The organism is Flavobacterium sp. PLA-1-15 (assembly GCF_049060005.1).
Classification (GTDB): domain Bacteria; phylum Bacteroidota; class Bacteroidia; order Flavobacteriales; family Flavobacteriaceae; genus Flavobacterium.
The window spans coordinates 308,405-334,612 of record NZ_JBMGQS010000001.1; the positions used below are offsets into that span (position 1 = coordinate 308,405).

Consider the following 26,208-nt stretch of genomic DNA (forward strand, 5'->3'; position numbering starts at 1 on the left):
CGCTAATTTATCGCTTTTTTTCTGAGTATTTTCTTTTTTTTAGAAGCTTTTCCCACTCTCCGCTGCAATCTTTGTTATAAAAACCCTTTTTTCCAAGCCCCGACAGGAGCTTCCTCCGGTCGCTCTGCCAGGTCAGGAAAAAATAGGTTTTCAGAACAAAGGATTTCCACTACGATCGGGGCTAGTTGCCAATATTGTCGATATACAATACCTTTTAAAAAAATCTGCAAAAATTCCCATAATCAATATGTCACCCCAAGCGCATCATCGTCATCAGATTGTTTTACAACACGTTTGACAAAGCTCCCAACAAGTTTGACGAAGCATCCAACAAGTTTGACAAAGCATCCAACTCGTTTGACAAAGCACCCAACTCGTTTGACAAAGCTCCCAACACGTTTGACAAAGCACCCAACTCGTTTGACGAAGCACCCAACTCGTTTGACAAAGCCCCCAACACGTTTGATTTCCGTTCCCAAAACAGTACATCAAGAATCTATTACTTCAACTATAATCGAACACGTAGGAAAAGCCTATCTAACACTTGACAGAGAAATAGCACAAGGCTAAAAGTTTTTTGTTAATTCACATAAAATCAATTCATTGTAAAACTTTTTTTTGTAGCTTTACTCTAGTCGTAAAATTTATTAGTAAAGTATTACACAATTCTTTAGCCTCAAAGTACTGTCAACGTAAACCGAAGGAATAAATTAACGAAAACTATAAAATGAGGGATGTTTTAAAAGCATTCCTCTTTTTTTATGCAAAAATTATAATTCTTAATTTTGTATTAATAAATTTGTATTTTAGCAAAAAATCTTACAATAACAAAAACAATTTTAAAATGAAAAAACAATTCGCATTCTTATTTTTATCGGTTTCCTTATTTTTTTCATCCTGCAGTAGCGACGACAGTGGCGGTAGTGCTGGTATCGATCAATCAAAAATACATGGATGGTGGTACAGAAACGCTAATACTTCTACAATAAGCTATAAAGCCTATTTTTTTGGAGAAGATGGAGAATACATTCAAGATCAGAGCAATTTAGGAATGGGCCAAGGAGTTGGAACTTGGGAATGGACCGGAGCAGATGAAATAACTATTACACCTGCTGCAAACGGAGGTATAGCTGGGGGTGTCGCAGTAGGTAAGGTTTTATTACTAACTAATGACTCTTTGGTTTTGCATAATCAAGATTTAAGACTTTCAAGAAATAATCCAGCAGATTAAAAACTATTTTTTTGATGAAAAAGCACGATTAGAAATAATTGTGCTTTTTTTATTGATGGTAAGATCAACGCAGCTTGATCTGATTTATCTTTGAACTAAGATTTTTCTATAATCGTAAAATTTAGATAAATGACCGAAGAAGATTTAAAAAACATAGCCAGCCAGCTCTCAAAACCCGAGGGAGAAGCGGGCATCCAGATGGGCGAGATGATGAATGCCACCAATATCGCCATGACAACCGACTGTATCAATCAGTTGAATTTAAAAGATAACGATTCAGTTTTGGAAATTGGCCACGGCAATTGCGGTCACTTGAAGTATTTTCTTAACAAGACAAATAATTTAAGCTATACTGGTTTGGAAATTTCGTCCCTAATGTCGGAGCAAGCAAAGAAAATCAATCAAGATTCTTTACGTCAGAATGTTCAATTTCTTCTTTATGATGGCATGAAGCTTCCTTTTGAAGATTCACAGTTTGATGCTGTATTTACCGTAAATACCATCTACTTTTGGAAAGAACCTGAAGAATTTTTTAAGGAAATCCATCGTGTTTTGAATGCGAATGGAAAGTTTCTTATCACAATGGCAGACAAGTCCTTTATGGAGAATCTTCCTTTTACAAAATATGTCTTTACGCTTTATGAAGTTGATGAAGTTCAAAATTTAGCCAAAGAAGAAGGATTTAAGCTCACCGAAATAAAAGAAAATACAGATGAAGTGAGGAACAAGATAGGAGATCTCGTTACTCGAAAATTTTATACGTTGACACTAAGTAAGATTTAAATAAAAAAACAGCTTCTGAAATAGAAGCTGTTTTCGTTTTATAGTCTGTTTCTAAAATTCTTTTCAATTGCATAAATCATTTCGCCCGCAATGTCTTTGTTGGTCGCACCTTCGATGCCTTCAAGTCCAGGAGAAGAATTAACTTCCAGCAATAATGGTCCTTTTGAGGAACGTATTATATCGACACCTGCTACTTTCAAGTCCATTGCTTTCGCTGCCTTGATGGCGATACGTTTTTCTTCTGCTGTAACCTTGATGATGGAAGCCGTTCCTCCCAAATGGATGTTGGCTCTAAATTCTCCCGGTAATGCTTCACGCTGGATAGCCGCAACCACTTTTCCATCGATTACAAAACAACGAATGTCTTTTCCATTGGCTTCCTTGATGAATTCCTGCACCAAGATATTTGCATTCAAACTTTTGAAGGCGTTGATTACACTTTCTGCTGCTTTTTTGGTCTCTGCCAAAACGACACCTTTTCCTTGTGTGCCTTCCAAAAGTTTTACAATCAAAGGCGGTCCGCCCACCATTTTAATCAAATCATTAGTATCCAAAGGTGAGTTTGCGAATCCTGTAGTTGGAATATCAACTCCGTTGTTCAATAATAATTGCAATGAATATAATTTGTCTCTGGATTGTGTGATGGCGGAAGAAGAATTCAAGCAAAAAACCTTCAAGGCCTCGAATTGTCTGGTCAAAGCACAGCCATAAAAGGTAATGCTCGGACGAATCCTCGGGATGATGGCATCAAAATTATCAAGGATTTTTCCACCTCTGTAATGAATTTCAGGTTTCGTCGCATCCAGTTTCATATAGCATTCCTTGATGTTCAGGAATTGCATATCATGGCCGCGCATTTCGCCTGCTTCCATAATTCTTTTGTTGCTGTAAAGTTCAGGATTACTTGCCAGAAGCCCGATTCTCAATCCTGTTTTTGCTCTATCGGAAGTTTTATAAAGTTCTTTAAGACTGTCGGTTGTTGGCTGTCCTAGTAGGTATTTTTGAGAAGGATCAACTAAAACGCGTCCATTCATTGCTTCACGACCCAATAACATCCTGAAACCCATTGAGTCACGATTAGTCAGTGTGATTTCGATTGACCAATGTTGTCCGCCTATTTCAAGTTCGGCACCGATAACGTATCGCTGTTCGCGGAAACCGCTAGAGCTTTTTACAACTCTTTTGTCAACCAGTTTAGATTCGCAATGGATAACGGTCTTTACATTGTTTTGAATAGGGTTGATGTCGAACTTTACCCAATTTTCTCCATCTTTGATGAATGGAGCAATATTTATGGCGTGCAATGCTGATGTTTTGGCACCAGAATCTACACGCGCTTTAATCGTTGGAATCCCCAGAGCAGGGAAGGAGCACCATTCTTCGCTTCCTACGATAACTTTTTCTTGTAGCATATTTTAATTGATGAATTTTAGTTTGCCTGTATCAAAAGTACTACTTGTTTTTGTAAATAGAACAAACTGTCGTAAAAAGATTAGACCCGATAAACAAAGATTTATCGGGTCTAAAGTATGTATTAAATTAAGGTTAATTTGTTGGTTCTTCTGTTTTCTGAACCGTAACCGTCAATTCTTGGCTTCCGTCTTCGATATCCATAAAGATTTCGTCGCCCATTCCAATTTTTGAAGTGATGATTTCTTCCGCCAAAGCATCTTCTACATATTTCTGAATGGCTCTCTTTAAAGGTCTTGCGCCAAATTGCTTGTCGAAACCTTTTTCAGCGATATATGCTTTTGCTTTATCGGAAAGGTTAAGGTTGTAGCCCAATTCTTTCACACGAGCATATAATTTTTTCAATTCGATTTCGATGATCAAGTCGATGTGTTCTTTTTCCAATGCATTGAAAACAATCACGTCATCAATCCTGTTCAAGAACTCTGGAGCAAATGCTTTTTTCAAGGCATTTTCAATCACGCTTTTCGAATGTTCGTCAGATTGTGCTGTTTTTGCTGCCGTTCCGAAACCTACGCCTTGTCCAAAATCTTTCAATTGACGTGCCCCGATATTGGAAGTCATGATGATGATGGTGTTTTTAAAATCGATTTTACGACCTAAACTATCTGTAAGGAATCCGTCGTCCAAAACCTGAAGCATCATGTTGAAAACATCAGGATGTGCTTTTTCAATTTCATCCAAAAGTACAACAGAATACGGTTTTCTTCTTACTTTTTCAGTCAACTGACCACCTTCCTCGTACCCAACGTATCCCGGAGGTGCTCCAACCAATCTTGAAATGGCGAATTTTTCCATGTATTCACTCATGTCAATTCTGATTAAGGCTTCTTCAGAATCAAATAATTCTTTAGCAATAACTTTTGCCAATTGTGTTTTTCCGACACCTGTTTGCCCTAAGAAAATAAACGAACCAATTGGTCGGTTTGGATCTTTCAATCCGGCACGATTTCTTTGGATTGAACGCGCAATTTTCATAACCGCTTCGTTCTGGCCAATTACTTTACCTTGAATGAGTTCTGGTAATTTTGCTAATTTATTACTTTCAGTCTGCGCAATACGGTTTACAGGGATTCCTGACATCATCGAAACAACATCTGCAACATTATCTTCGGTTACTTCGATCCTGTTGTTTTTTGAATCTTCCTCCCATTGTTCCTGGGCGATTGCAAGGTCCTTTTCGATGCGTTTTTCATCGTCTCTAAGTTTGGCAGCTTCTTCGTATTTCTGTTTTTTAACGACCGTATTTTTAAGTTCACGCACTTCTTCCAATTGACGCTCCAAATCCAAGATTTGTTTTGGAACATCGATGTTGGTAATGTGAACTCTCGAACCTGCTTCGTCCAAAGCATCAATCGCTTTGTCTGGAAGGAAACGCTCCGACATATATCTATCTGTCAGCTTAACACAAGCTTCAATTGCTTCAGGTGTAAAAATAACGTTGTGGTGATCCTCGTACTTACCTTTAATGTTGTTCAAGATTGTGATTGTCTCTTCAACAGAGGTTGGTTCTACAATTACCTTTTGGAAACGTCTTTCAAGAGCGCCATCTTTCTCGATGTACTGACGGTATTCGTCAAGAGTAGTGGCACCAATACATTGGATTTCACCTCTTGCCAAAGCCGGTTTGAACATATTGGAAGCATCGAGCGAACCAGTTGCTCCTCCAGCACCCACAATAGTATGGATTTCATCAATGAAAAGAATAATATCGTCGTTTTTTTCAAGCTCGTTCATCACGGCTTTCATACGTTCTTCAAACTGTCCGCGGTATTTTGTTCCGGCAACTAAGCTTGCCAAATCAAGGGTTACTACGCGTTTGTTGAATAAGATTCGCGATACTTTCTTTTGGATGATTCTTAATGCTAGTCCTTCTGCAATAGCAGATTTACCAACTCCAGGTTCTCCGATTAAAAGTGGATTGTTCTTTTTTCTACGGCTCAAAATCTGCGATACACGCTCGATTTCTTTTTCACGTCCTACAACGGGATCCAATTTTCCCTCTTCGGCCATTTCTGTTAAATCTCTTCCGAAATTATCCAGAACCGGCGTTTTGGATTTCTTGTTGGATTTGTTGGTAGGGTTGTTGAAACTACCTTCTTTCATACTGTCATCTTGTCCTGAATCGTCATTGAATGACTCGTTTCTCGGCAAGTTTTCTAAGAATTCTTCTTCGTTTGGCGTCATGTTTAAATATTGTTCTTTAGCTACATCATAATCGATTTTCATCTTATTCAATAGCTTGGTTGTGGGATCATTTTCGTTTCTCAATATGCACAATAAAAGATGTGCGGTACTAATGGAACTGCTTTGAAATACTTTAGCTTCCAAAAAGGTGGTCTTCAGGGCTCTTTCCGCTTGACGGGTAAGGTGAAGATTCTTCTTATCGTTGCTAATCTCTACGTTAGGGTTGGCGGGGCTTAGAATTTCTACTTTCTTGCGCAGGTGATCCAAATCGATAGCTAGATTGTTCAATATGTTTATTGCCTTTCCATTGCCATCTCTCAAGATACCCAGCATAAGATGTTCGGTACCAATAAAGTCATGACCAAGTCTTAGAGCCTCTTCTTTACTGTACGTGATAACATCCTTTACTCTTGGTGAAAAATTATCATCCATAAATATATAAATTGCTGATGTAAATTTAATAATAATGTAGTCGAATTGCAAAAATCGTACCCTGTCATTACTGCTGTCAGCTAAGTGACAAAAAAATACTTAAAAATAAAAGTTAAATCTCTATTAACTTATCAACTAAAAAAGGGTTGAAATTTGTTAATAAATCAAAGAAATTTGTACGGTTTAATAGCTGAAAAATGCGTCAGAAACGTTATATTAGCAGGATTTTTTAAAACAAGTAAATTTAATTATAACTATAGAATATGTCTGACGGAGAAAAGTTAATTCCAATAAACATAGAGGACGAAATGAAATCAGCTTACATCGATTATTCGATGTCAGTTATTGTATCAAGAGCACTTCCAGATGTTAGAGATGGCTTGAAACCAGTACACCGAAGAGTACTTTACGGTATGTACGAATTAGGGGTTCTTTCAAACAGAGCCCATAAAAAATCAGCAAGAATTGTTGGAGAAGTTTTAGGAAAGTACCACCCTCACGGTGATACCTCAGTATATGATGCCATGGTTCGTATGGCACAGGAGTGGAGTTTGCGTTACCTTTTGGTAGATGGACAAGGTAACTTTGGTTCTGTGGATGGTGATAGTCCTGCAGCAATGCGTTATACCGAAGCAAGAATGAAAAAGATTTCGGAAGAAATCATGGCTGATATCGACAAAGAGACTGTCGATTTTCAGTTGAACTTTGATGATACTTTGTATGAGCCAAAAGTAATGCCTACAAAAGTTCCGACTTTATTGATTAATGGAGCTTCGGGAATTGCAGTTGGTATGGCTACTAATATGGCCCCACACAACTTGACCGAAGTAATTAATGGAACATTGGCTTATATCGAAAATGAAGAAATTGAAATCGATGAGTTAATGAACCACATCAAAGCGCCTGATTTCCCTACAGGAGGTGTAATTTATGGTTATGATGGTGTCCGCGAAGCCTTTAAAACTGGTAGAGGAAGAATCGTAATGCGTGCCAAAGTTGGCTTCGAAGAAGTTGATGGAAGAGAATCGATTATTGTTACAGAGATTCCTTACCAAGTGAACAAAGCGGACATGATCAAGAAAACTGCTGACTTGGTTAACGATAAAAAAATCGAGGGTATTGCCAATATCCGTGATGAATCGGATAGAAATGGTATGCGTATTGTTTACATTCTTAAACGTGATGCAGTGCCAAATGTGGTATTGAATACACTTTATAAATATACCCAATTGCAATCTTCTTTCAGTGTAAATAATATTGCATTGGTAAACGGAAGGCCTCAAATGTTGAATCTGAAAGAACTGATTCATTATTTTGTGGAACACCGTCACGAAGTTGTAGTTCGTAGAGCTCAATATGAATTACGTAAAGCGGAAGAAAGAGCCCATATTTTAGAAGGTTTGATTATTGCTTCGGATAATATTGATGAAGTAATTGCATTGATTCGTGCTTCTAAAAATACCGATGAAGCCAGAGAAAAATTGATGGAGCGTTTCAAATTATCTGAAATCCAGTCGAAAGCAATCGTAGAAATGCGTTTGCGTCAATTGACAGGTCTGGAGCAAGATAAATTGAGGGCAGAATATGATGAAATAATGAAATTAATCGATCATTTGAGAGCTTTGCTTGCAAGTAAAGAAATGAGAATGGATTTGATTAAGGAAGAATTGACAGAAATCCGTGATAAATATGGAGATGAGCGTCGTTCTATCATTGAATATGCAGGTGGAGATGTAAGTATTGAAGATTTGATTGCCGATGAGAATGTAGTAATCACCATTTCGCATGCAGGTTATATCAAACGTACGCCTTTAACAGAATACAAAACACAAAATAGAGGAGGAGTTGGACAAAAGAGTGCAGGAACAAGAGATCAGGATTTCTTAGAGCACATGTATGTTGCAACAAACCACCAGTATATGATGTTCTTCACCCAGAAAGGAAAATGTTTCTGGATGCGTGTTTATGAAATTCCAGAAGGAAGCAAAACCGCAAAAGGTAGAGCCATCCAAAACTTGGTCAATATCGAAAGTGATGATAAAGTGAAAGCTTTTATCTGTACTCAAGATCTAAAAGACAAGGATTACATCAACAGCCACAATCTTGTAATGGTGACTAAAAAAGGTCAGGTTAAGAAGACATCTCTGGAGAAATATTCTAAACCAAGAGCCAATGGTGTTGCCGCAATTACAATTAAAGAAGGAGATGAATTATTAGGAGCTAAATTAACAAATGGTGAAAGCCAAATTATCTTGGCGGTTAAATCTGGAAAATTGGTTCGTTTTGAAGAAACCAAAACACGTCCGATGGGAAGAACTGCTTCAGGAGTTCGTGGTATCACTTTAAAAGACGATACTGATGAAGTGATTGGCATGGTTACTGTAAATGATATGAGCAGTGAAATCTTGGTAGTTGCTGAAAACGGATACGGAAAACGTTCAAGCCTTGACGAGTATAGAATCACGAATCGTGGTGGTAAAGGTGTTAAAACCCTTAATATCACTGAAAAAACTGGTAAATTGATTTCGATTAACGATGTCACAGATGCTGATGATTTGATGATCATCAACAAGTCAGGATTGACCATCAGAATGGCAGTTGAAGACCTAAGGGTAATGGGGCGTGCCACACAAGGTGTGAAATTAATCAACATCAAAGGAAACGATTCTATTGCTGCAGTAACGAAAGTTATGAAAGATGATGTAGTTGAACCAGCTGTTGATGAAGATGGAAATATCATTGTAGATGAAACCATCGAAAGAGTAAAACCAGTTTTGGAAGTGCTAGAAGACGAAGGTGGGCAAGACGACGACGATGACTCAGACGAAGAAATCGAAGACGAAGATTTAGAAGAAGATGACTCTGAAGAAGAAGAATCTGAAGAATAATAATTTAAACACAACAATATGAAAAATAAATTTGTACTACTTGCAACGGCATTGCTTATTTCGGTAAGTTCTTTTGCACAGAAAGATGAATTAAAAAATCTTAAAAAGTTATATACAAAAGATGCACCATCTGCCAAAGATGTGATTGACTATAAGGCAAATGTTGTAAAATTGACACCATTGGCTTCAGAAGAAGGAGATAAGATTTATGCTTCGTTCTTTAAAGCAATGACTCCAGTAATGGAAATTAAAGCTTTAGGACCAGCGGCTACTCCAGAACAAATGGCAAGATTTATAACTCCGGCCGTTGTTGCAGAATTTACTACTTCGGCAAACAATGTTTTGGATTATGAAAAAAGAACCGGTAAGAAAGTTTATACGGACAACATCAATCAGACTGTAGCTTTTTACAAGCCTACGCTTTTGAACTATGCTGTTGAATTAGGAAATAAAAAGAAATATTCTGAAGCAGCGGCAGTATTACACAATCTGTACTTGTTGGATACCAAAGATCAGGAAAAATTGTACTATGCAGCAAGTTATGCTGTCAATGGACAAGATTATGATACAGCTTTGAAGTATTATGAGGAGTTGAAAGCCTTGAATTATTCTGGAGAAAAGACCAACTATTACGCAAAAAATAAAGCCAATAATCAGGAAGATTTTTTTGGAGATAAAGCGACCAGGGATAGCTATGTAAAAGTAGGTACCCATACTGCTCCAAGAGAGGAAAAAGAACCTTCAAAAAGAGGTGAAATTTACAAGAACATAGCCTTGATATTGGTTCAAAAAGGTAAAATTGAAGAGGCTAAGAAAGCAGTTATTGACGCTAGACAAGCTAACCCTGACGACTCTTCTTTGTTACTTTCAGAAGCTGATCTATATCTAAAAACAAATGATATGGAAGCCTATAAAAATGCCATAAATCAAGTTTTGGAAAAAGATCCGAATAATGTTGATTTGGTTTTTAACTTAGGTGTTATCAGTAGCAACAACAAGGATCCAAAAGGAGCAGAGAAATATTATTTAAGAGCAATCGAAATCAATCCTAATTATGCAAATGCATATTTTAATTTATCTGCTTTGAAGATAGATGAATCTCAGGTAATCCTTGACCAGATGAACAAATTGGGAACTTCGGCTGCCGATAATAAAAAATACGATGCATTGAAAAAGCAAAGAGATGCAATATTGGAAGTTGTTGTAAAGCATCTTGAAAAAACTATCAGTCTTGATGATAAGAATACCGCGGCCAAGACTACTCTTGTAAGTGTTTACAATGCACTTGAAATGACTGACAAGGCAAAAGCATTGAAAGCAACAATTAAAGAATAATCCGTTTTGGATATAAAAAAAAACCTGTTCTACTGAACAGGTTTTTTTTATAAAAATTTAGCTTTTAATTCCGGAGTAGGAATCATGCATGCCTCTTTTTTTCCATACCATTTATAGCGGTTTTTTGCTACATAATCATAAATAGTATTTCTCAAAGCCGTTGGAATAATTTTAAAAATAGCACTCAATCCTAAAAATCCTCCTAAACCTTTTGCAATTTCTATTGCAGCCGAAGACTTATAGAAGTAAGCTATTCCTGGTTCGTATAAAATGATGCTGTCAATATTTTTTGTATCAATTCCGATGTGTTTTAAAATCTCCTGACCTAAATCAGATTGCAAAGCCACAAACCGGAAAACATCTTTCTTATCTCTTTTGATGACGTACTGAACAAACGAATTGCACAAATTGCAAACGCCGTCAAACAGGATAATCTTTTTATCTCTAGGTAAATTCATAATCTTATTTTTTTGCTTCCACAAATTCTAAAGAATCCAAACTTACCGTTGAAGTGAAAACGCCATAATTTACAATGGCTTTGTTGCGTTCAATTTTATCAATCGTTCCAATTGATTTTCCATCCAGCATTCTCACCCGGTCTCCTAATTTCAAAACACGTTTTGGTTTTTCTGGAACCAAAGAAGCCTTTATTTTTTTCTCTTTCTTCTCCTGACGGATTTCTTCCACTTGGACCGTAACTTCCTTGATGATTTCTTTTTTCAGTTCCTGTTTTACTTTTGTTTCCTTTGGAGTTGCTTTTTTTCTCTTGGAATTTTCAATTTCAACCAATTTCAGGAACTCTCCAATCAAATCCTTTTTGTTCTTATTGTTGAAATATTTCTCCGCAATATCATCAATCTTCTGACCGATATAAATAATCTTCTGATTGCTGTCGTATAATTCTTGGTAGCTTTCTAATTTCTGCTTGATTTTTGCATTCGTCGCTTCCAATTTTTTGCTTTCCTCACGTGCCTTTGTTTCCTCTTCTTTTAAATTAGAAGATGTTTTTTCGAGTTTGGAGCGTTCTTTCTGCAAAGTGGCAATCGTCTTGTCGAAACGAACTTTCCCGCCTTCGATCTTCTTTTTGGCACGATTGATCAAACCAAATGGAATCCCATTTTTCTGGGCCACTTCAAACGTAAACGAACTTCCCGCTTGTCCCAAAATCAATTTGTACATCGGTTCCAATGACTTTTCGTCAAAAAGCATATTTGCATTCGTCGCAAAAGGCAATTCGTTCGCCAGCATCTTTAAATTGGAATAATGCGTCGTGATGATTCCAAAAGCTTCCCGATAATAGAACTCTTCTAAGAACGTTTCCGCTAAAGCTCCTCCTAATTCAGGGTCAGAACCGGTACCGAATTCATCGATTAGAAATAAGGTTTTGCTGTTGCATTTCTTTAAGAAAAAGTTCATATTTTTTAAACGATAACTATACGTGCTCAAGTGATTTTCAATCGATTGGTTGTCACCAATGTCCGTCATAATTCGATCAAACAAAAACGTTTCGCTACGTTCGTGAACAGGAATCAGCATGCCACTTTGCAACATCAATTGCAACAGCCCAACAGTTTTTAGCGAGATGGTTTTTCCTCCGGCATTTGGTCCAGAAATCACAATGATTCGACTTTCCTGATGCAATTCAATCGTCTGAGGATAGGTAATTTCTTTTTTCTGCTTGTTCGTCAAATATAAAATAGGATGGAAGGCTTCTCTAAAATACATCCTTCTTTCTTCCGTAATTGCAGGAAGAATTCCATTAATTTTATTCGCATATTTGGCTTTCGCCGAAACCACATCAATATCGCTCAAGAAATCCTGATACTGAATTATCAAAGGCAAAAACGGACGGATATCATTCGAAAGTTGTTTCAAAATCCTGTCAATTTCTTCTTTTTCTTCGTATTCTAAATTGCTCAATTCACGCGAATATTTCAACGTAGCTTCAGGCTCGATATAAGCAATGCTTCCCGTTTTGGAACTTCCCAAAATAGAACCTTTCACCTTTCTTCGGTACATTGCCAAAACGGCCAAAACCCTTCTGTTCTGTACAAAACTTTCCTTGATATCGTCCAGATAGCCCAAACCGCTGTATTGCAATAATGAAAGCCCAAAACTTTGGTTCACTTTTCCTCGAACTATATTGATTTCCTTTCGAATGCCTAATAAATTTGGAGAAGCATCATCCTTAATCTCGCCATATTTATCGACCACAACATCAATTTTCTTGATGATGTCTTTGGTAAATTCAAGCTCTGAAGCTTTATTGTTCAACGTTGGGTAATAATCGTTAAATTTTTTAAAGAATTGCAAAAGCGTGTTGGAGGTATCCGAAATATTGGCAATTTTCCTAAAACTGCCTACTTCCAAAGTACTATTTTCAATTGCCAGAAACTTGATTTCGTGTGCAATCGAATCGAAACCGTGATTCGGAATCGCATTGTTATTCTGAAACGACGAAACATATTCCGACGTTTGGCTCAAAGCCTCCATCAAACTTTCCTTGTCCTTGAAAGGCGTTATATTCATTGCTTTTTCCATCCCGAGATCGGTGTTGCAAAGACTCGAAACGGTCTCTAAAACGGTAGGAAATTGTAAATCTTGTAATGTTTTTTCTGTTATGGATATCATTTTCCGAAATAAGTTGGGAAGCCCAAAGTTACAAAGTTTCACACGATTAATGAATCTGCTTTGGCTTTAATTTAGGAGCAAAACAAAGGCATTTTTTCAATCCATTTTCCCGCCTTCCTTCCAAATCTTTTGTCCCGAACCCCGGGACAAAAGGATTTTCCCTCCAGTCGGGGCTAGATAAAAACTTTAGGCTTCTTTTAATCCTTTTTCTCCAATAGAAATCATTAAAAGAGAGTAATGAATTAGATAAACTTCCCGAACTTTACAATCAAAAAAAAATCCCAATGCAAATCAACTTAGAACCTTCCTGGAAAAACATCCTAGCAGACGAATTCGAGAAACCATATTTCAAAAGCCTTATAGAATTTATAAAATCTGAATATTCACAACACACTTGTTACCCAAAAGGCCCTCAGATATTCTCCGCTTTTGATAGTTGTCCTTTTGATAAAGTAAAGGTTGTCATTATTGGGCAAGACCCTTACCACGGTGTTGGTCAGGCAAATGGTTTGTGTTTTTCGGTGAACGATGGAATTGCTTTTCCGCCGTCTTTGGTGAATATCTTCAAGGAAATTCAAACGGATTTGGAAAAGCCTTTTCCTGCAACTGGAAATTTGGAACGTTGGGCAAAGCAAGGGGTTTTGTTGTTAAACGCCACTTTAACGGTTAGAGCTCACGAAGCGGGAAGCCACCAAAATAAAGGTTGGGAAACTTTTACGGATGCTGTTATCCAGAAGGTTTCGGATAGCAATGAAGAAGTTGTATTCCTGCTTTGGGGTGGATTTGCGAAAAAGAAAGGTTTGAAAATCAACAGGGAAAAGCATCTGGTTCTAGAAACAGGCCATCCTTCGCCATTGAGTGCGAATCGTGGATTGTGGTTTGGAAACAAACATTTCAGCAAGGCGAATGCTTATTTGAAATCGAAAGGTAGGGATGAAATCGAATGGTAAATTTGTGTAGTTTTCGGAAAGTTTAAAGAATGCCTAAAGTTTTCAATTAGCCCCGACTGGAGGGAAAATCCTTTTTATTTTTTTCTTTAAAAAATAAAAAGATTTGGAAGGAAGGCGGGAACATGGACTAAAAAAACGCCTGAAGTATTGCTCCAAAATCAATTTAATGTCAAGGCTCCGAGGATTTCTTCGGACATGAATGGACCACCGGGATATTTTGCGGTATAATCCAGATTGAGCCAGATTTGACCGCGCTCGTCGATGTGGTAATGGAGGTCTTTTCCTTTGCTTTCCTGCTTGAAAAGTATTTCCTTGATGAGATAATTGACGGCTTCGAGGTCTTTTTTATTACCAATTAACATCTCGGGATAGATGTGTCCGCCGGTGTGGATGAGTCGGGGAGTGCCACCAACTGCTCGTATACAGGCGGCCATGAGGATGGCATGATCATCGCAATCGCCAGAAAAATGCTGGATGGATTCGCTTGCAGCTGCGATATATTCCTGACCTTTCGGGTCGTTAACGTAGTTCCAATTGTTTTTTATTTCCTTGAAAACAGCAAAACACTGAATGGTTACACGGTATTGGTGGTAGCCTTTTATGTTGCGGAAATTTTTTGTGGTGGCCATCAGTGCGAAATTACGAACCTTTGGATTGCTGTAATCTATGGCGTTGAGAATCTTTGATTTATTGGGAAACGGCAACAATTTTGCGATGATGATATCCTGCGGATTCGGGTCGTCGAGCATGGTGTACATCATGGAACGATAGTCTTCGTACACGGCATTGAAACCGTAATTTCCGAAGGTACTTCCGTAAATTAAGACTACAAGGTAAATGGCCAAACAAACGATGATGATGGTTCGTAAGGCTCGTAAAATTAATTGAATGACGGCGATTAAAGCGATGAAAAGTAAAATCCTATCGATTTGGTAGGGCCATTCAGGGTCGATGATGTTTTGGTGAATGATGATGAAAACGGGAATCGCAATCAGTACGTTCAACAGAAAAATAATGACATTGTCCCAAGGTTTTTTGACCTGGAGCTTGCTTTTTATTTGTTGAATACTAATGTTTTTGAAGTTTATCATATACCGAAATGGCAACCGCTTTCTAGGCTTTCACTATTTCAACAAAAGTACCTTTTTTATCGATAATAGAAAGTTCGAGCAGTTGATTTTGGACTTTGTTTAACATTTGCTCCGTCAATTGCTTTTGCGACCATTTTGTAAGTGAAAGCCACTCTTGGATATCTTCTGTTTTCTGATTGTAGCGTTCTGATAGGGTTCGGTCGATACTTGGTATTTCTTTGAATTCTTGGGTGGTTTGGTTGATGATTTCAAGAATTTTCTGGATGCTTTCAGGATCGTTTTCGAGTATTTCATTTCGAACAGCAATTACAAAACACGGCCAGGGAGTAGGACAGTCGGCAATTCGGCGGAAGGTTCCGTTATCGACAAGTGGTTTTGTCATGAAGCGTTCCCACATGAAATAATCAGCGTTCCCGTTTGATAAGGCATCGACGGCACCATCAATAGTGTTGACGATTTCGAATTGCAAATCATCTGTTTTCCAACCTTCGTTATGGGCATTTACATAGGCCATCAACTGCGATCCAGAACCAATTCGGCTGATGGCTGCTTTTGTACTTTCTAAATCGGAAAGTGTCTTGTATTTTGATTTTGCATCTACGTGAATCCCCCAAATCAAAGGGGATTGCACGTAAACTTGAGCAATCTTGCTCGGATTTCCGGCTACGATATCCTTGATGATTCCTTCGGTTAGGATCACGGCAATATCAGTTTCTCCGTTGCGAAGCATCTGGCAGAGTTTACCTGTTCCTTCGGGAACATCGGTCCATTGCAGATCAATTCCTTCGGCTTCAAACTCGCCATTTTCGATGCAAAGATGCCAAGGCAAATTAAAGTGTTCCGGAACTCCGGCTATTTTGAGGTTTTTCATTTATTTACCTGATAGTTTGTTTAAAGTATAAGCAATCAGCTCATCTACAGCTTTGTATGGGTCGATACTGAAAGTACCACTTGCTCGATTGGCAATGATTGCATTTAGCGATAAAGCATTGTGTCCGAGTAAAGCAGACAAGCCATAGATTGCTGCTGTTTCCATTTCAAGATTGGTGATTCTGTTGTCTTCAAAATTAAAATTATCCATCTTACTGTTTAGTTCAGGATCTTGTATTCCTAGTCTTAAAACCCTTCCTTGTGGTCCATAAAAACCTCCAGCTGTTGCGGTAATTCCTTTAAACATCTTATCGCTTTCAATAATTTTTTCTAATTCTTCAGAGCATTTAATGACGTAAGGTTTTCCTTTTCTTAAATCCCAATTCGTATGTTTGATGAAAGCTTCTTCCATTTCAGGATTTGAAACTTCATCAATTAAATAAGAGCGGAGCATATTATCAACACCAAGTCCGAATTTTGACATCACAAAACTGTCTACGGGAATGTCTTCCTGTAGCGATCCTGAGGTTCCGATTCTGATGATGTTTAAAGAAGTGAGTTCTTCTTTTGGTTGGCGTGTTTCAAAATCGATATTTACCAAAGCATCCAATTCATTAATGACAATATCAATATTGTCTGGACCTATTCCGGTTGACATTACGGTTATTCTTTTTCCTTTATAGATCCCTGTTTGGGTTTTGAACTCTCTTTTTTGGGTAGAAAATTCAATCTTTTCAAAGAATTGCGTGATTTTCTCTACACGATTTTGGTCTCCAACGAAAATAATATCGTGTGCAATATGTTCTGGTTTTAAATTCAAATGGTAAACACTACCGTCTGGATTTAATATTAATTCTGATGATTGTATCATTATGAGTTACTAAGTTTAAATTGTTTTTGGTTGTTAATATTGAAATTATAGTTGAAGATTTACCCTCCAACTCGCTTTACTTTAAAGCCCTTATCTTTTAAAAGGTTCATTATTTTATCGCGGTAATCGCCTTGAATGATGATTTCTCCGTCTTTAAAACTTCCGCCAACGGCTAATTTGCTTTTTATTTCCTTGGCAAGGATTTTAAAGTCTTCGTCTTCACCGGTATAACCGGAAATTATAGTTGTGGCTTTTCCTTTTCTTCTTTCATATTGGCAGATCATTGGTTCTTTCTGTATCCAAAGTTCTTTTGGTTCAGAAGATGTTTCTTCGATTTCTTGTGAAGGGTCGTGGTCTGGGAAAAGATTTTTTAATTGGTCTTGTAAATCCATATTCTTATAAATTTTCAAAAAACAAATTCCAAATTCCAAGATAAAGATTGGAATTTGGAATTTAAATAATTGAACTAATGTATTATTTTTTGATTAATCCCAAATCAACCAGACGCTCGTGCAGGAATTCGCCTGCCGAAATATCCTCGTATAGTTTTGGATTTTCTTCATCAATGCAGTTCTCTAAGCAATCCAAGCGCATATCGCTCACAGGATGCATAAAAAATGGCACAGAATATCTTGATGTTCCCCACAGTTCTCTAGGCGGATTTACCACTTGGTGAATCGTAGATTTTAATTTGTTATTCGTATGGCGGGAAAGCATATCACCTACATTAATTACCAATTCATCTGGCTCCGCAATGGCATCAATCCATTCTCCATCATGATTTTGTACTTGAAGCCCTCTTCCTTGAGCACCCATCAATAAGGTAATCAAGTTGATGTCCCCATGAGCTGCGGCTCGAATAGCATTTTCTGGTTCCTGAGTAATCGGCGGATAATGAATAGGTCTTAAAATTGAATTTCCTTCTTTTCCGAAATCATCAAAGTAAAATTCATCCAAACCTAGATGCAAAGCCAAGGCTCTTAAAACATAAATTCCTGTTTTTTCAAGCATTTGATAGGCTTCCTTACCCACTTGATTAAAGCGAGGAAGTTCTTTTACCTCAACGTTATCGGGATATTCTGAAGCCCATTTTGAATCCTTGTCAACATATTGGCCAAAGTGCCAAAACTCTTTCAAATCGCCTTCTTTTCGGCCTTTTGCATGTTCTTTTCCAAAGGAAACATATCCACGCTGTCCTCCAATTCCTGGAATTTCATACGAATATTTGGTTTCCAACGGTAGGGCGAAGAAATTTCGAATCTCGCCATACAATTCATCTACCAGTTTGTCATCTAAAAAATGACCTTTTAAAGCAACGAAGCCAATTTCTTCAAATGCTTTTCCGATTTCATTTACAAATTTTTGTTTACGTTTCGGGTCGTCCGAAAGGAAATCACGCAAGTCAACACTAGGAATATTTTGCATACTCTTTTAAAAATAGATGTTAATAACTTTGCTAGGCTTCAAGCCTTATTGTTACAAATGTATCAATTATTTCATTTCAAAAAACAGAAAAGTTGTTAACATCGTTTTACTGTTAAATTTTGAGATATAAGAAAATTACTGTAGATTGTTATTTCTTTTATTTGGATTTATTATAAATAAGGAGTTATATTTGCACCGAAAATGATCTCTATCCCACTAAGATTTTCTCATGAAAAAACTTTTCTTATTGTATTTGCTTGTCCAATCTATGGCAAGTTTCGCTCAAAATGGAAGCATTTCTGGAACTTTAAAGTTCGAAAACAATGTACCTTCAACCAATGTTAGTATCCTTTTAAAAGAAATTAAAAAATCGGCCGTTTCCGATAGTGATGGAAAATTTACTATTACAAATGTTCCTTACGGTAATTATACTTTAGAATTTAGCTCACTTGAAATTGAAAGCAAATCGGTTCCTGTTCAAGTGAATGCACCAACAATTTCACTTCCCTTTACACTAATTCAAAAGGATGAGCAGTTGAAAGAAGTGGTTATCAAAAAAGAATCCATCAAAAAGCAGATTGAAGAAAAGGGTTTTGCTGTAAATGTTATTGAAACCAAAGAAGCTGGCTTGCGAAATCTGCAAACAATGGAATTATTGAATAGAACCGTTGGAGTAAGAATCAGACAAAATGGAGGTATGGGGTCTGATGCTAGCTTTAATATCAACGGTATGTCAGGCAATGCCATCAAAATCTTTATTGATGGAATTCCTGCTTCAAATTACGGTTCTTCTTTTGATTTGAATAGCATTCCGCCTTCAATAATTGAAAGGATTGAAATCTATAAGGGTGTACTTCCGGGCCATTTATCTGATGATGCTTTGGGTGGTGCAATCAATGTTATTTTGAAAAAAGGAATGCGGAATAACTTTAACGTTTCTGCTTCATACGGTTCTTTCAATACGGCACAAACCAATTTCAGCGGGCTTTATCGATTTGAAAAATCTGGTTTTACCGTAAAGGCATCGGGTTTTTTAAATTATTCAGATAATGATTATGAAGTTTGGGGAAAATTCGTGTACAATGTTTTGCCTAACGGAAGACAAGAACACATCAAAGCTAAAAGATTCAATGACACTTATCGTTCTATAGGAGGTGTTGTAGAACTTGGATATACCGATGTAAAATGGGCTGATAATTTTTTCATTGGATTTACTACATCAGATTCCTATCAAGAGGTACAACACGGAGTTTTTATGACGACTCCTTACAAAGGAAGGTTTACCGGAGCCGATGCTCAATTATTGAATCTTGCTTACAACAAGAAAGATTTTTTAGTAAAAGGATTGGATTTTGATTTGCACGGAATTTACGGCAAAAGAAACCGTATGGTAAACGATACCGTTAAAAAGGTATACAATTGGGATGGGAATCAAGCAATAAATATTAACGGACAACCATTCAATTCTGATAAAGGAGCCCAACAAGGGCCGGCTACAATTATGAATATTGAGCGAAATGTTTTTTCATTAAGAGCTGGAATTTCCTATTCCATAAATGACAACCATAAAATCTTATTTAATAATATGGTAAATACCATTGGGAGGAAAGATGATGATGAAATACTATCAATATTGGAGAGGAAATTTATGGGAACAAGGGATATGACTAAAAACATAACCTCTTTGACGTATGAATTTGTAGGCTTCAACAATAAATTAAAAACGTCCCTATTCGGAAAACTTTACAATCAGGATATGGAGCGAATGAATCCAGTACTTAAACAAGTTGATGGAGTCAATACAATTGTAGAAGATGTAAGTAAGAGTACTAAAAAGGCCGAAGGTTTTGGTGCCGCCATTTCATTTGCAGTATTGCCTACGGTTACGCTTTTAACATCTGCAGAAAGGGCAGTTCGTTTGCCTAATGAAAACGAAGTTTTTGGAGATGCAACAGAAAACACGTTAGACAATCCAAACCTAAAATATGAATCAAGCGAAAATTTAAATCTAGGATTCAGATTGGGAGCATTCAAATTCAAAAAACACAGTTTGTTTTTTGCCGCAAATGGTTTTATCAGAGATATAACTGATAGGATTGGACGCCCTTTGTCATCACAGATTAACAATGATATCCAAGTTTTAGGTTTTGTAAATCAAGGAAATGCAAAATCAAAAGGATTTGATTTTGAGTTTAATTACACCTTCGATAATAATTTCAATTTATCCTTCAATACATCCAAGCTTGAATTGACAACTATAGATCGATACCAGGTCAAAAGAGATTTGCCTAATGAGCCCTTTTTGACAATGAACATTGGAGCAAACTATATGTTTAAGGATCTTATTGCAAAAAACTCACAATTGAATGTTTTCTACAGCTACCTCTTCGTAGATACATTTAACTTTTTATTTCCAGACAGCAGCAACCTTGCAGGCTATGATTATTTTGATGTGCCGCAGCAAAACATTCACGATTTGGGATTGAGTTATGTGTTCCCAAATAAAAAATTCATCGCAAGCTTTGATGCTAAAAACATTACCAACAGGCAAGTCTATGATAATATGGGAGTACAAAAACCCGGACGCGCCTTCTACCTTAAGCTAAATTACGTATTCAATAATTTCTAAATATATACACAATGAAAAGAAGATTTTTAAAATTTCTGACTTTTACAACCGTTTTTAGTTCTCTAGTTTTAGCTACAAGTTGTAGCGATGATGATAGCAAAGGTAATGGAACTACTGAACCGCCTATCACAGAAGGCAGATGGATCACAGTTGCAGGAGCTATTATGGGAACCACCGATGGAGTTCCAGGAGATGGTAACGGTGGAACAGTGATTTATTCGGTTAGCAAAGAAGATGCTAAAGATCCAAACAAAACCATTAGTGTTTTTGATAACGGATATGTAGTGCCTTCTGCTAGAACTGCGCGTTTGCAATCGTCTGAAGATGGTTTTACATTCTTCAACATCGCTTACGGTGGGGGTAACGGCGGAGAATTCTCTAAATACATCGTTCGTGGTGGTCAAAACTTTAGCCCGACAGGTGGAGTAGTGAGTATTGCGCAATACGCAAGCGCCAACCCAAGATGGGTAAAATTATTCGATGGAGACAAGACAGGAGTAGCTGTAAACGTTACCGCTCCAGTTGTTAAGACTACTGAAGACGGAACGTACATCAACACCAGAGGAACAGCTACCGTTTTATCTTTGGATATGCAAAATGCTTTAATCTCAGCAACAAAATCATATGAAATTGCTTTAAGCGCTGCAGAAGAAGCTCAAGGACACCACATCTTCCGTTTGGATGCTCCGGTTTTGAACAAAGCAGGAAATAAGTTAATTATCGGGACTTGGATGCGTAAAACCAATACAGCTACAGGTGCAAACCAGCCAGAGTTTGAACATCTAGGTTCTAAATCGGTAGTTGTGGATTATCCTTCATTGGAAAACCCAACAATCATTACTTCTACGGTAGGTTTTGGTGATACAAGTGGTTACCGTTCTTTCAACAGCTTCTTGGCTAATGATGGCAGCATCTACCAAGCAACTCAAAGAGATGCAGGTGGTTCTCATATCTTAAGAATTACTGAAAATAACCAATATGATAACAATTTCGTATTCAGTTTGGATGCTGCTTTGGGGGTAACAAATTCTTACATTGAAAACTGGAGATATGTAGGTAACGGAATCGCGATGGTAATGTACACTCACGATGGAGCACCAGAATCTGCTTTGTCAGGTCAAGCACAAAGTTTCATCGCTCGTGTAGATTTGAATGCTAAAACAGCTCAGCAAATTGACTTGCCATACGATCCAGATATGTACTTGTTCCAATACCAAGGATTTGTAGTAGATGGCTATGATGTGTATGTAACCCTTGCCCCAGTTGGTAAAGATGGTAACATCTACATCATCAACAGCCAAACAGGTGCTGTAACAAAAGGGGCTAAATTGGTCAACAAACCAGGAAACCACTTTATCGGAGCGTTCTAATAACATCCATAAAATAAAATGCAAAGCCAATGCGATACCAAAATATCGTGTTGGCTTTTTTATTGTTTTCAAGTTTTGAAAGCATATAATATTTTTTCACTTTAACAGAAAAATATGTTATAAATCAGATTCTAGATGGTCTTTTTTTTATAATTTTGGGCGAGCTTAAAAAATCACGCAAACCTTTTCGTAACTATTATGAATTTCGATAGAAAAAACCTCTCCAACGAGCAATTATTAGACTTATATAAAAGAATTTTAAAACCTCGATTGATTGAGGAAAAAATGCTGATACTCATCCGCCAAGGAAAAGTTTCCAAATGGTTTTCCGGAATCGGGCAGGAGGCCATCGCTTGCGGCGTTACCGCTGTTTTGGATAAAGACGAATACATCCTGCCGATGCACCGAAATCTTGGTGTTTTTACAGGAAGAAACATTCCGCTTTACAGATTGTTTTCACAATGGCAAGGAAAGGCAAACGGTTTTACAAAAGGCCGCGACCGCTCGTTCCATTTTGGTACGCAAGAATTCAAGATTATAGGAATGATTTCGCACCTCGGACCTCAATTGGGTGTTGCCGACGGAATAGCGTTAGCTAATAAATTAAAGAAAAATGGAAAAGTAACGGCAGTTTTCACCGGTGAAGGAGCTACTTCCGAAGGAGATTTCCATGAAGCATTAAATATTGCTTCCGTTTGGGAATTGCCTGTGATGTTTGTAATCGAAAACAATGGTTATGGACTTTCAACCCCAACAAATGAACAGTACCGTTGCGAGAATTTAGCCGATAAAGGAATCGGTTACGGAATGGAATCGCATATCATCGACGGAAATAATATCCTGGAAGTATTCAATAAATTATCAGAATTGAAAGCTTCGATGATCGAAACGCCTCGTCCAGTTCTATTGGAATTTAAAACCTTCAGGATGCGTGGCCACGAAGAAGCAAGCGGCACAAAATATGTACCGCAGGAATTGATGGACATGTGGGCCATTAAAGATCCGGTTGACAATTACAGAAAATACTTGAAGTTGACTGATGTGCTTTCAGAAGACGCTGACGAAGCCATCAGAGCCGAAATCAAGAAAGAAATAGACGAAAATTGGGCTATGGTGCAAGCCGAACCTGAAATCGTTCCAACTTATGAAGGAGAACTAAACGATGTTTACAGGCCTTATGATTTTGAGGAAGTAAATCCCTCCGAAGAGAAAGAAAACATCCGTTTGATTGATGCGATTTCGAATAGTTTGAGACAATCGATGGAGCGTCAAGAAAATTTAGTAATAATGGGGCAGGACATTGCCGAATATGGTGGTGCTTTCAAAATTACTGATGGTTTCGTAGCACAATTTGGCAAAGAAAGAGTCATCAATACTCCAATTTGTGAAAGTGCTGTGGTTTCTGCAGGGATGGGACTTTCGATCAACGGACACAAGGCAATTGTAGAAATGCAATTTGCCGATTTCGTTTCTACAGGTTTCAACCCAATCGTAAATCTATTGGCAAAATCACACTACCGTTGGCTAGAAAATGCCGATGTTGTGGTGCGTATGCCTTGTGGTGGCGGAACTCAAGCAGGTCCTTTCCATTCGCAAACCAATGAAGCTTGGTTTACCAAAACTCCAGGTTTGAAGGTAGTTTATCCAGCCTTCCCTTATGATGCAAAAGGACTTTTAAATGCGTCCATCAATGATCCGAATCCGGTAATGTTCTTTGAGCATAAACAATTATATAGAAGCGTTTACCAAGATGTTCCAAAGGATTATTACACTTTGCCATTGGGAAAAGCATCTTTATTAAAAGAAGGAAACGATGTAACCATCATTGCCTTCGGAGCATCCGTACATTGGGCGTTGGATACTTTGGCAAAAAACACAGATATTTCTGCAGATTTATTAGACTTAAGAACTTTGCAACCACTGGATACCGAAGCTATTTTTGCTTCCGTAAAGAAAACAGGAAAAGTAATAATTCTTCAAGAAGACACTATGTTTGGTGGTGTTTCCAGCGATATTTCAGCCCTAATTATGGAGCATTGTTTTGAATATCTGGACGGTCCTGTTAAGCGTGTCGCAAGTTTGGATTCTCCAATTCCATTCACAAAAGCATTGGAAGACCAGTTCCTAAGCAAGGGCCGCTTCGAAGAAGCCCTAAAAGAATTGATGGCTTATTAAATATGAAATCCCGATGTTTAGAGCATCGGGATTTTTTTAGATATCGTTTATCAACTTTCGTGCAGCCGTCTGAACCGGATCCCAAACGGGAGAAAAAGGTGGAGCGTAGGATAAATCCAAATCAATAATGTTCTGTAAAGTAAGTTTATTGGTCAGGGCTGTCGCCAAAACATCAATGCGTTTTGCCGCACCTTCTTCACCAATAATTTGTCCGCCAAGCAGTTTTCCAGTTCGTTTCTCCGCCAATAATTTCACATAGATATCTTTTGCATTCGGATAATAATGTGCCCTGGATTTGGTCTTGATGATGGCCTGTACATAATCGATTCCCAAATTGCCAAGTTCCTTTTCAAGCAAACCTGTCCGCGCCACTTCATACACACAAATCTTGCAAACCGCCGTTGCAACCACACCCGGAAAACGTGCGTCTTTCCCAACTATATTGGTTCCCGCAACCAATCCGGTTTTGTTCGCAACAGTTCCCAAAGCAATATAAAATGGCTTTTTGCTTACCAGATTATACGTCATCGCACAATCTCCCGCTGCCCACACATTCTTGATGTTCGTGCGTTGTTGTCGGTTGACTTTTATGGCACCTTTTTCTGTTAGATTAATTTTTGAATTCTTAAGAAACGCCGTATTCGGACTCGTTCCCATCCCTAAAATAACCAAATCGGTCTTGATGGTTTTCTTGTCCGTAACCACAGCCGTAACCATATTGTCCTTCGCCTCAAAATGACTCAATGCTTCATTCACATAAATCTTCACACCCAAATTTGTCATCGCATTATTGATGATTTTTCCCATATCCGGGTCCAAAGTGTTCATAATTTCAGCTGTCAAGTTAATCAGCGTCACCTTCAATCCTTTGATGATTAAAGCTTCGGCCATCTCAAGTCCAATATAACCTCCGCCTACAATTACAGATGTTTTAGGTTTGTTTTTCTTTATGAAATTATCTAGTCTTATACCGCCCTTCAAACTCTGAACACCGAATATTCCATCGGCTTCACGTTTTTCCACTTCCGGACAAAACGATTTTCCACCGGTTGCAATCAACAACTGCTCATAGCTTTCCCAAAACTGCGTTTTATCTTCTAAATTCCGAACCAGTACTCGATTGTTTTTGGTATCTACCTCAATCACTTCGTGAAAAAGCTTTACATCAATCTTGTATTTCTTTATAAATTCTTCCGGAGATCGAACAATCAATTCTTCATAAGTGCCCACTTTTCCCGATATAAAATACGGAATCCCGCAAGCAGAGTAGGAAGTAAAGCCCGATTTTTCAAAAACAACTATCTCATAGCCTGGGTTTTCGCGTCGCACTTTCGAAGCCGCCGACATTCCTGCCGCATCTCCACCGATGATCACTAATTTTAGTTTGCTCATATAAAACTCATTTCTATAAATATAAAAAAAAATACCCAACACATTTAGTATTGGGTAGCTTTATGGATGTAATTTATTTTATTTCAAGATGTGCTTGCTCAAAATCTGATACACTTCGTTGATGTTGTTGCCGCCTTTTCCAAACTGCTTCTTGATAGGTTGATCGTCGTGGTTCAGCCAAATTTTCAATTCAGCATCCAGATCCAATATCCCAGCACTTTCCTTCGAAAATTTCTTGATGCTCGAATACGGAATCGACAAGTAATCCACCTTTGTGCCAACCAACTGTTTCTCGGCCAAAATCAAACGTTTGTTCGTAAAAACAAACATATCTTTGATCAGCTTGAATGCTTTTTCAATGTTTTCACCTTCAATCAAAAGAGGCCCGAATTCTTTCGAAACATCTTCAGTACTTGCCTCAGATGCGTTGCCTAAAATAGCATTAAATAGTCCCATTTTATTATTTTTTTAGAGTGTA

20 protein-coding genes are annotated in these 26,208 nt (G+C 37.7%); 8 read left to right on the forward strand and 12 right to left on the reverse strand.

What is annotated here, in order from left to right; all coding sequences use genetic code 11:
• Positions 1-283 precede the first annotated feature (283 nt).
• Entirely contained in the window at positions 284-448 is a 165-nt protein-coding gene (locus tag ACI6PS_RS01390; protein WP_421010747.1) for a hypothetical protein, read from the reverse strand.
• Between the two features lie 396 nt (positions 449-844).
• On the opposite strand from ACI6PS_RS01390, the gene ACI6PS_RS01395 reads away from it, so the two are divergent.
• On the forward strand, positions 845-1,231 hold the full coding sequence (locus ACI6PS_RS01395) for a hypothetical protein (protein WP_421010748.1): 387 nt from the start codon (positions 845-847) through the stop codon (positions 1,229-1,231).
• A 129-nt stretch (positions 1,232-1,360) separates the two neighbouring features.
• Positions 1,361-2,014, forward strand: coding sequence for a class I SAM-dependent methyltransferase (locus tag ACI6PS_RS01400; protein ID WP_421010749.1), 654 nt, complete (start codon positions 1,361-1,363; stop codon positions 2,012-2,014).
• A 38-nt stretch (positions 2,015-2,052) separates the two neighbouring features.
• On the opposite strand, the gene rimK is transcribed toward ACI6PS_RS01400, so the two are convergent.
• On the reverse strand, positions 2,053-3,426 hold the full coding sequence (gene rimK / locus ACI6PS_RS01405; RefSeq protein WP_421010750.1) for a 30S ribosomal protein S6--L-glutamate ligase: 1,374 nt from the start codon (positions 3,424-3,426) through the stop codon (positions 2,053-2,055).
• Between the two features lie 133 nt (positions 3,427-3,559).
• Positions 3,560-6,103, reverse strand: a complete 2,544-nt coding sequence (locus tag ACI6PS_RS01410; RefSeq protein WP_421010751.1) for an ATP-dependent Clp protease ATP-binding subunit — start codon at positions 6,101-6,103, stop codon at positions 3,560-3,562.
• A 263-nt stretch (positions 6,104-6,366) separates the two neighbouring features.
• On the opposite strand from ACI6PS_RS01410, the gene gyrA reads away from it, so the two are divergent.
• Positions 6,367-8,991, forward strand: coding sequence for a DNA gyrase subunit A (gene gyrA / locus ACI6PS_RS01415; protein WP_421010752.1), 2,625 nt, complete (start codon positions 6,367-6,369; stop codon positions 8,989-8,991).
• 18 nt (positions 8,992-9,009) lie between these two features.
• Entirely contained in the window at positions 9,010-10,326 is a 1,317-nt protein-coding gene (locus tag ACI6PS_RS01420) for a tetratricopeptide repeat protein (RefSeq protein WP_421010753.1), read from the forward strand.
• A gap of 47 nt (positions 10,327-10,373) precedes the next feature.
• On the opposite strand, the gene ACI6PS_RS01425 is transcribed toward ACI6PS_RS01420, so the two are convergent.
• The gene (locus ACI6PS_RS01425; protein ID WP_421010754.1) at positions 10,374-10,784 is read right to left on the reverse strand and encodes a thiol-disulfide oxidoreductase DCC family protein; all 411 of its coding nucleotides are present in this window, start codon (positions 10,782-10,784) and stop codon (positions 10,374-10,376) included.
• Positions 10,785-10,788: 4 nt separating this feature from the next.
• Positions 10,789-12,957, reverse strand: a complete 2,169-nt coding sequence (locus ACI6PS_RS01430) for an endonuclease MutS2 (RefSeq protein WP_421010755.1) — start codon at positions 12,955-12,957, stop codon at positions 10,789-10,791.
• 284 nt (positions 12,958-13,241) lie between these two features.
• On the opposite strand from ACI6PS_RS01430, the gene ung reads away from it, so the two are divergent.
• Entirely contained in the window at positions 13,242-13,907 is a 666-nt protein-coding gene (ung, locus tag ACI6PS_RS01435; RefSeq protein WP_421010756.1) for a uracil-DNA glycosylase, read from the forward strand.
• A gap of 158 nt (positions 13,908-14,065) precedes the next feature.
• Here the strand turns inward: ung and ACI6PS_RS01440 are convergent, their stop codons facing one another.
• The 5 genes from ACI6PS_RS01440 to ACI6PS_RS01460 all read right to left on the reverse strand — a co-directional run bounded on the left by ACI6PS_RS01440 (position 14,066) and on the right by ACI6PS_RS01460 (position 18,164).
• Positions 14,066-14,998 (reverse strand): transglutaminase domain-containing protein, encoded by a 933-nt coding sequence (locus ACI6PS_RS01440; protein ID WP_421010757.1) that lies wholly within the window; start codon positions 14,996-14,998, stop codon positions 14,066-14,068.
• Positions 14,999-15,020: 22 nt separating this feature from the next.
• A complete protein-coding gene (locus ACI6PS_RS01445; protein ID WP_421010758.1) occupies positions 15,021-15,869 on the reverse strand; it encodes a substrate-binding domain-containing protein in 849 nt (282 codons plus the stop codon).
• Entirely contained in the window at positions 15,870-16,739 is an 870-nt protein-coding gene (locus ACI6PS_RS01450; RefSeq protein WP_421010759.1) for a nucleoside phosphorylase, read from the reverse strand.
• A gap of 59 nt (positions 16,740-16,798) precedes the next feature.
• Positions 16,799-17,131, reverse strand: a complete 333-nt coding sequence (locus ACI6PS_RS01455) for a translation initiation factor (protein WP_421010760.1) — start codon at positions 17,129-17,131, stop codon at positions 16,799-16,801.
• An 82-nt stretch (positions 17,132-17,213) separates the two neighbouring features.
• Entirely contained in the window at positions 17,214-18,164 is a 951-nt protein-coding gene (locus ACI6PS_RS01460) for an isopenicillin N synthase family dioxygenase (RefSeq protein ID WP_421010761.1), read from the reverse strand.
• Between the two features lie 229 nt (positions 18,165-18,393).
• Between ACI6PS_RS01460 and ACI6PS_RS01465 the strand changes: the two genes are divergently transcribed.
• From ACI6PS_RS01465 to ACI6PS_RS01475, 3 genes are all read left to right on the forward strand, one after another.
• The gene (locus ACI6PS_RS01465) at positions 18,394-20,793 is read left to right on the forward strand and encodes a TonB-dependent receptor (protein ID WP_421010762.1); all 2,400 of its coding nucleotides are present in this window, start codon (positions 18,394-18,396) and stop codon (positions 20,791-20,793) included.
• Positions 20,794-20,804: 11 nt separating this feature from the next.
• Positions 20,805-22,163, forward strand: coding sequence for a hypothetical protein (locus ACI6PS_RS01470; protein WP_421010763.1), 1,359 nt, complete (start codon positions 20,805-20,807; stop codon positions 22,161-22,163).
• Between the two features lie 198 nt (positions 22,164-22,361).
• Positions 22,362-24,338 carry an alpha-ketoacid dehydrogenase subunit alpha/beta gene (locus tag ACI6PS_RS01475; protein ID WP_421010764.1) on the forward strand — a complete coding sequence of 659 codons (1,977 nt, stop codon included), beginning with the start codon at positions 22,362-22,364 and terminating at the stop codon, positions 24,336-24,338.
• Positions 24,339-24,374: 36 nt separating this feature from the next.
• On the opposite strand, the gene ACI6PS_RS01480 is transcribed toward ACI6PS_RS01475, so the two are convergent.
• Together ACI6PS_RS01480 and ACI6PS_RS01485 are read right to left on the reverse strand one after the other, a co-directional pair.
• Positions 24,375-25,730: an FAD-dependent oxidoreductase gene (locus tag ACI6PS_RS01480; RefSeq protein ID WP_421010765.1), complete on the reverse strand. Its 1,356-nt coding sequence runs from the start codon at positions 25,728-25,730 to the stop codon at positions 24,375-24,377.
• 78 nt (positions 25,731-25,808) lie between these two features.
• Entirely contained in the window at positions 25,809-26,186 is a 378-nt protein-coding gene (locus ACI6PS_RS01485) for a PH domain-containing protein (protein ID WP_421010766.1), read from the reverse strand.
• Positions 26,187-26,208 lie beyond the last annotated feature (22 nt).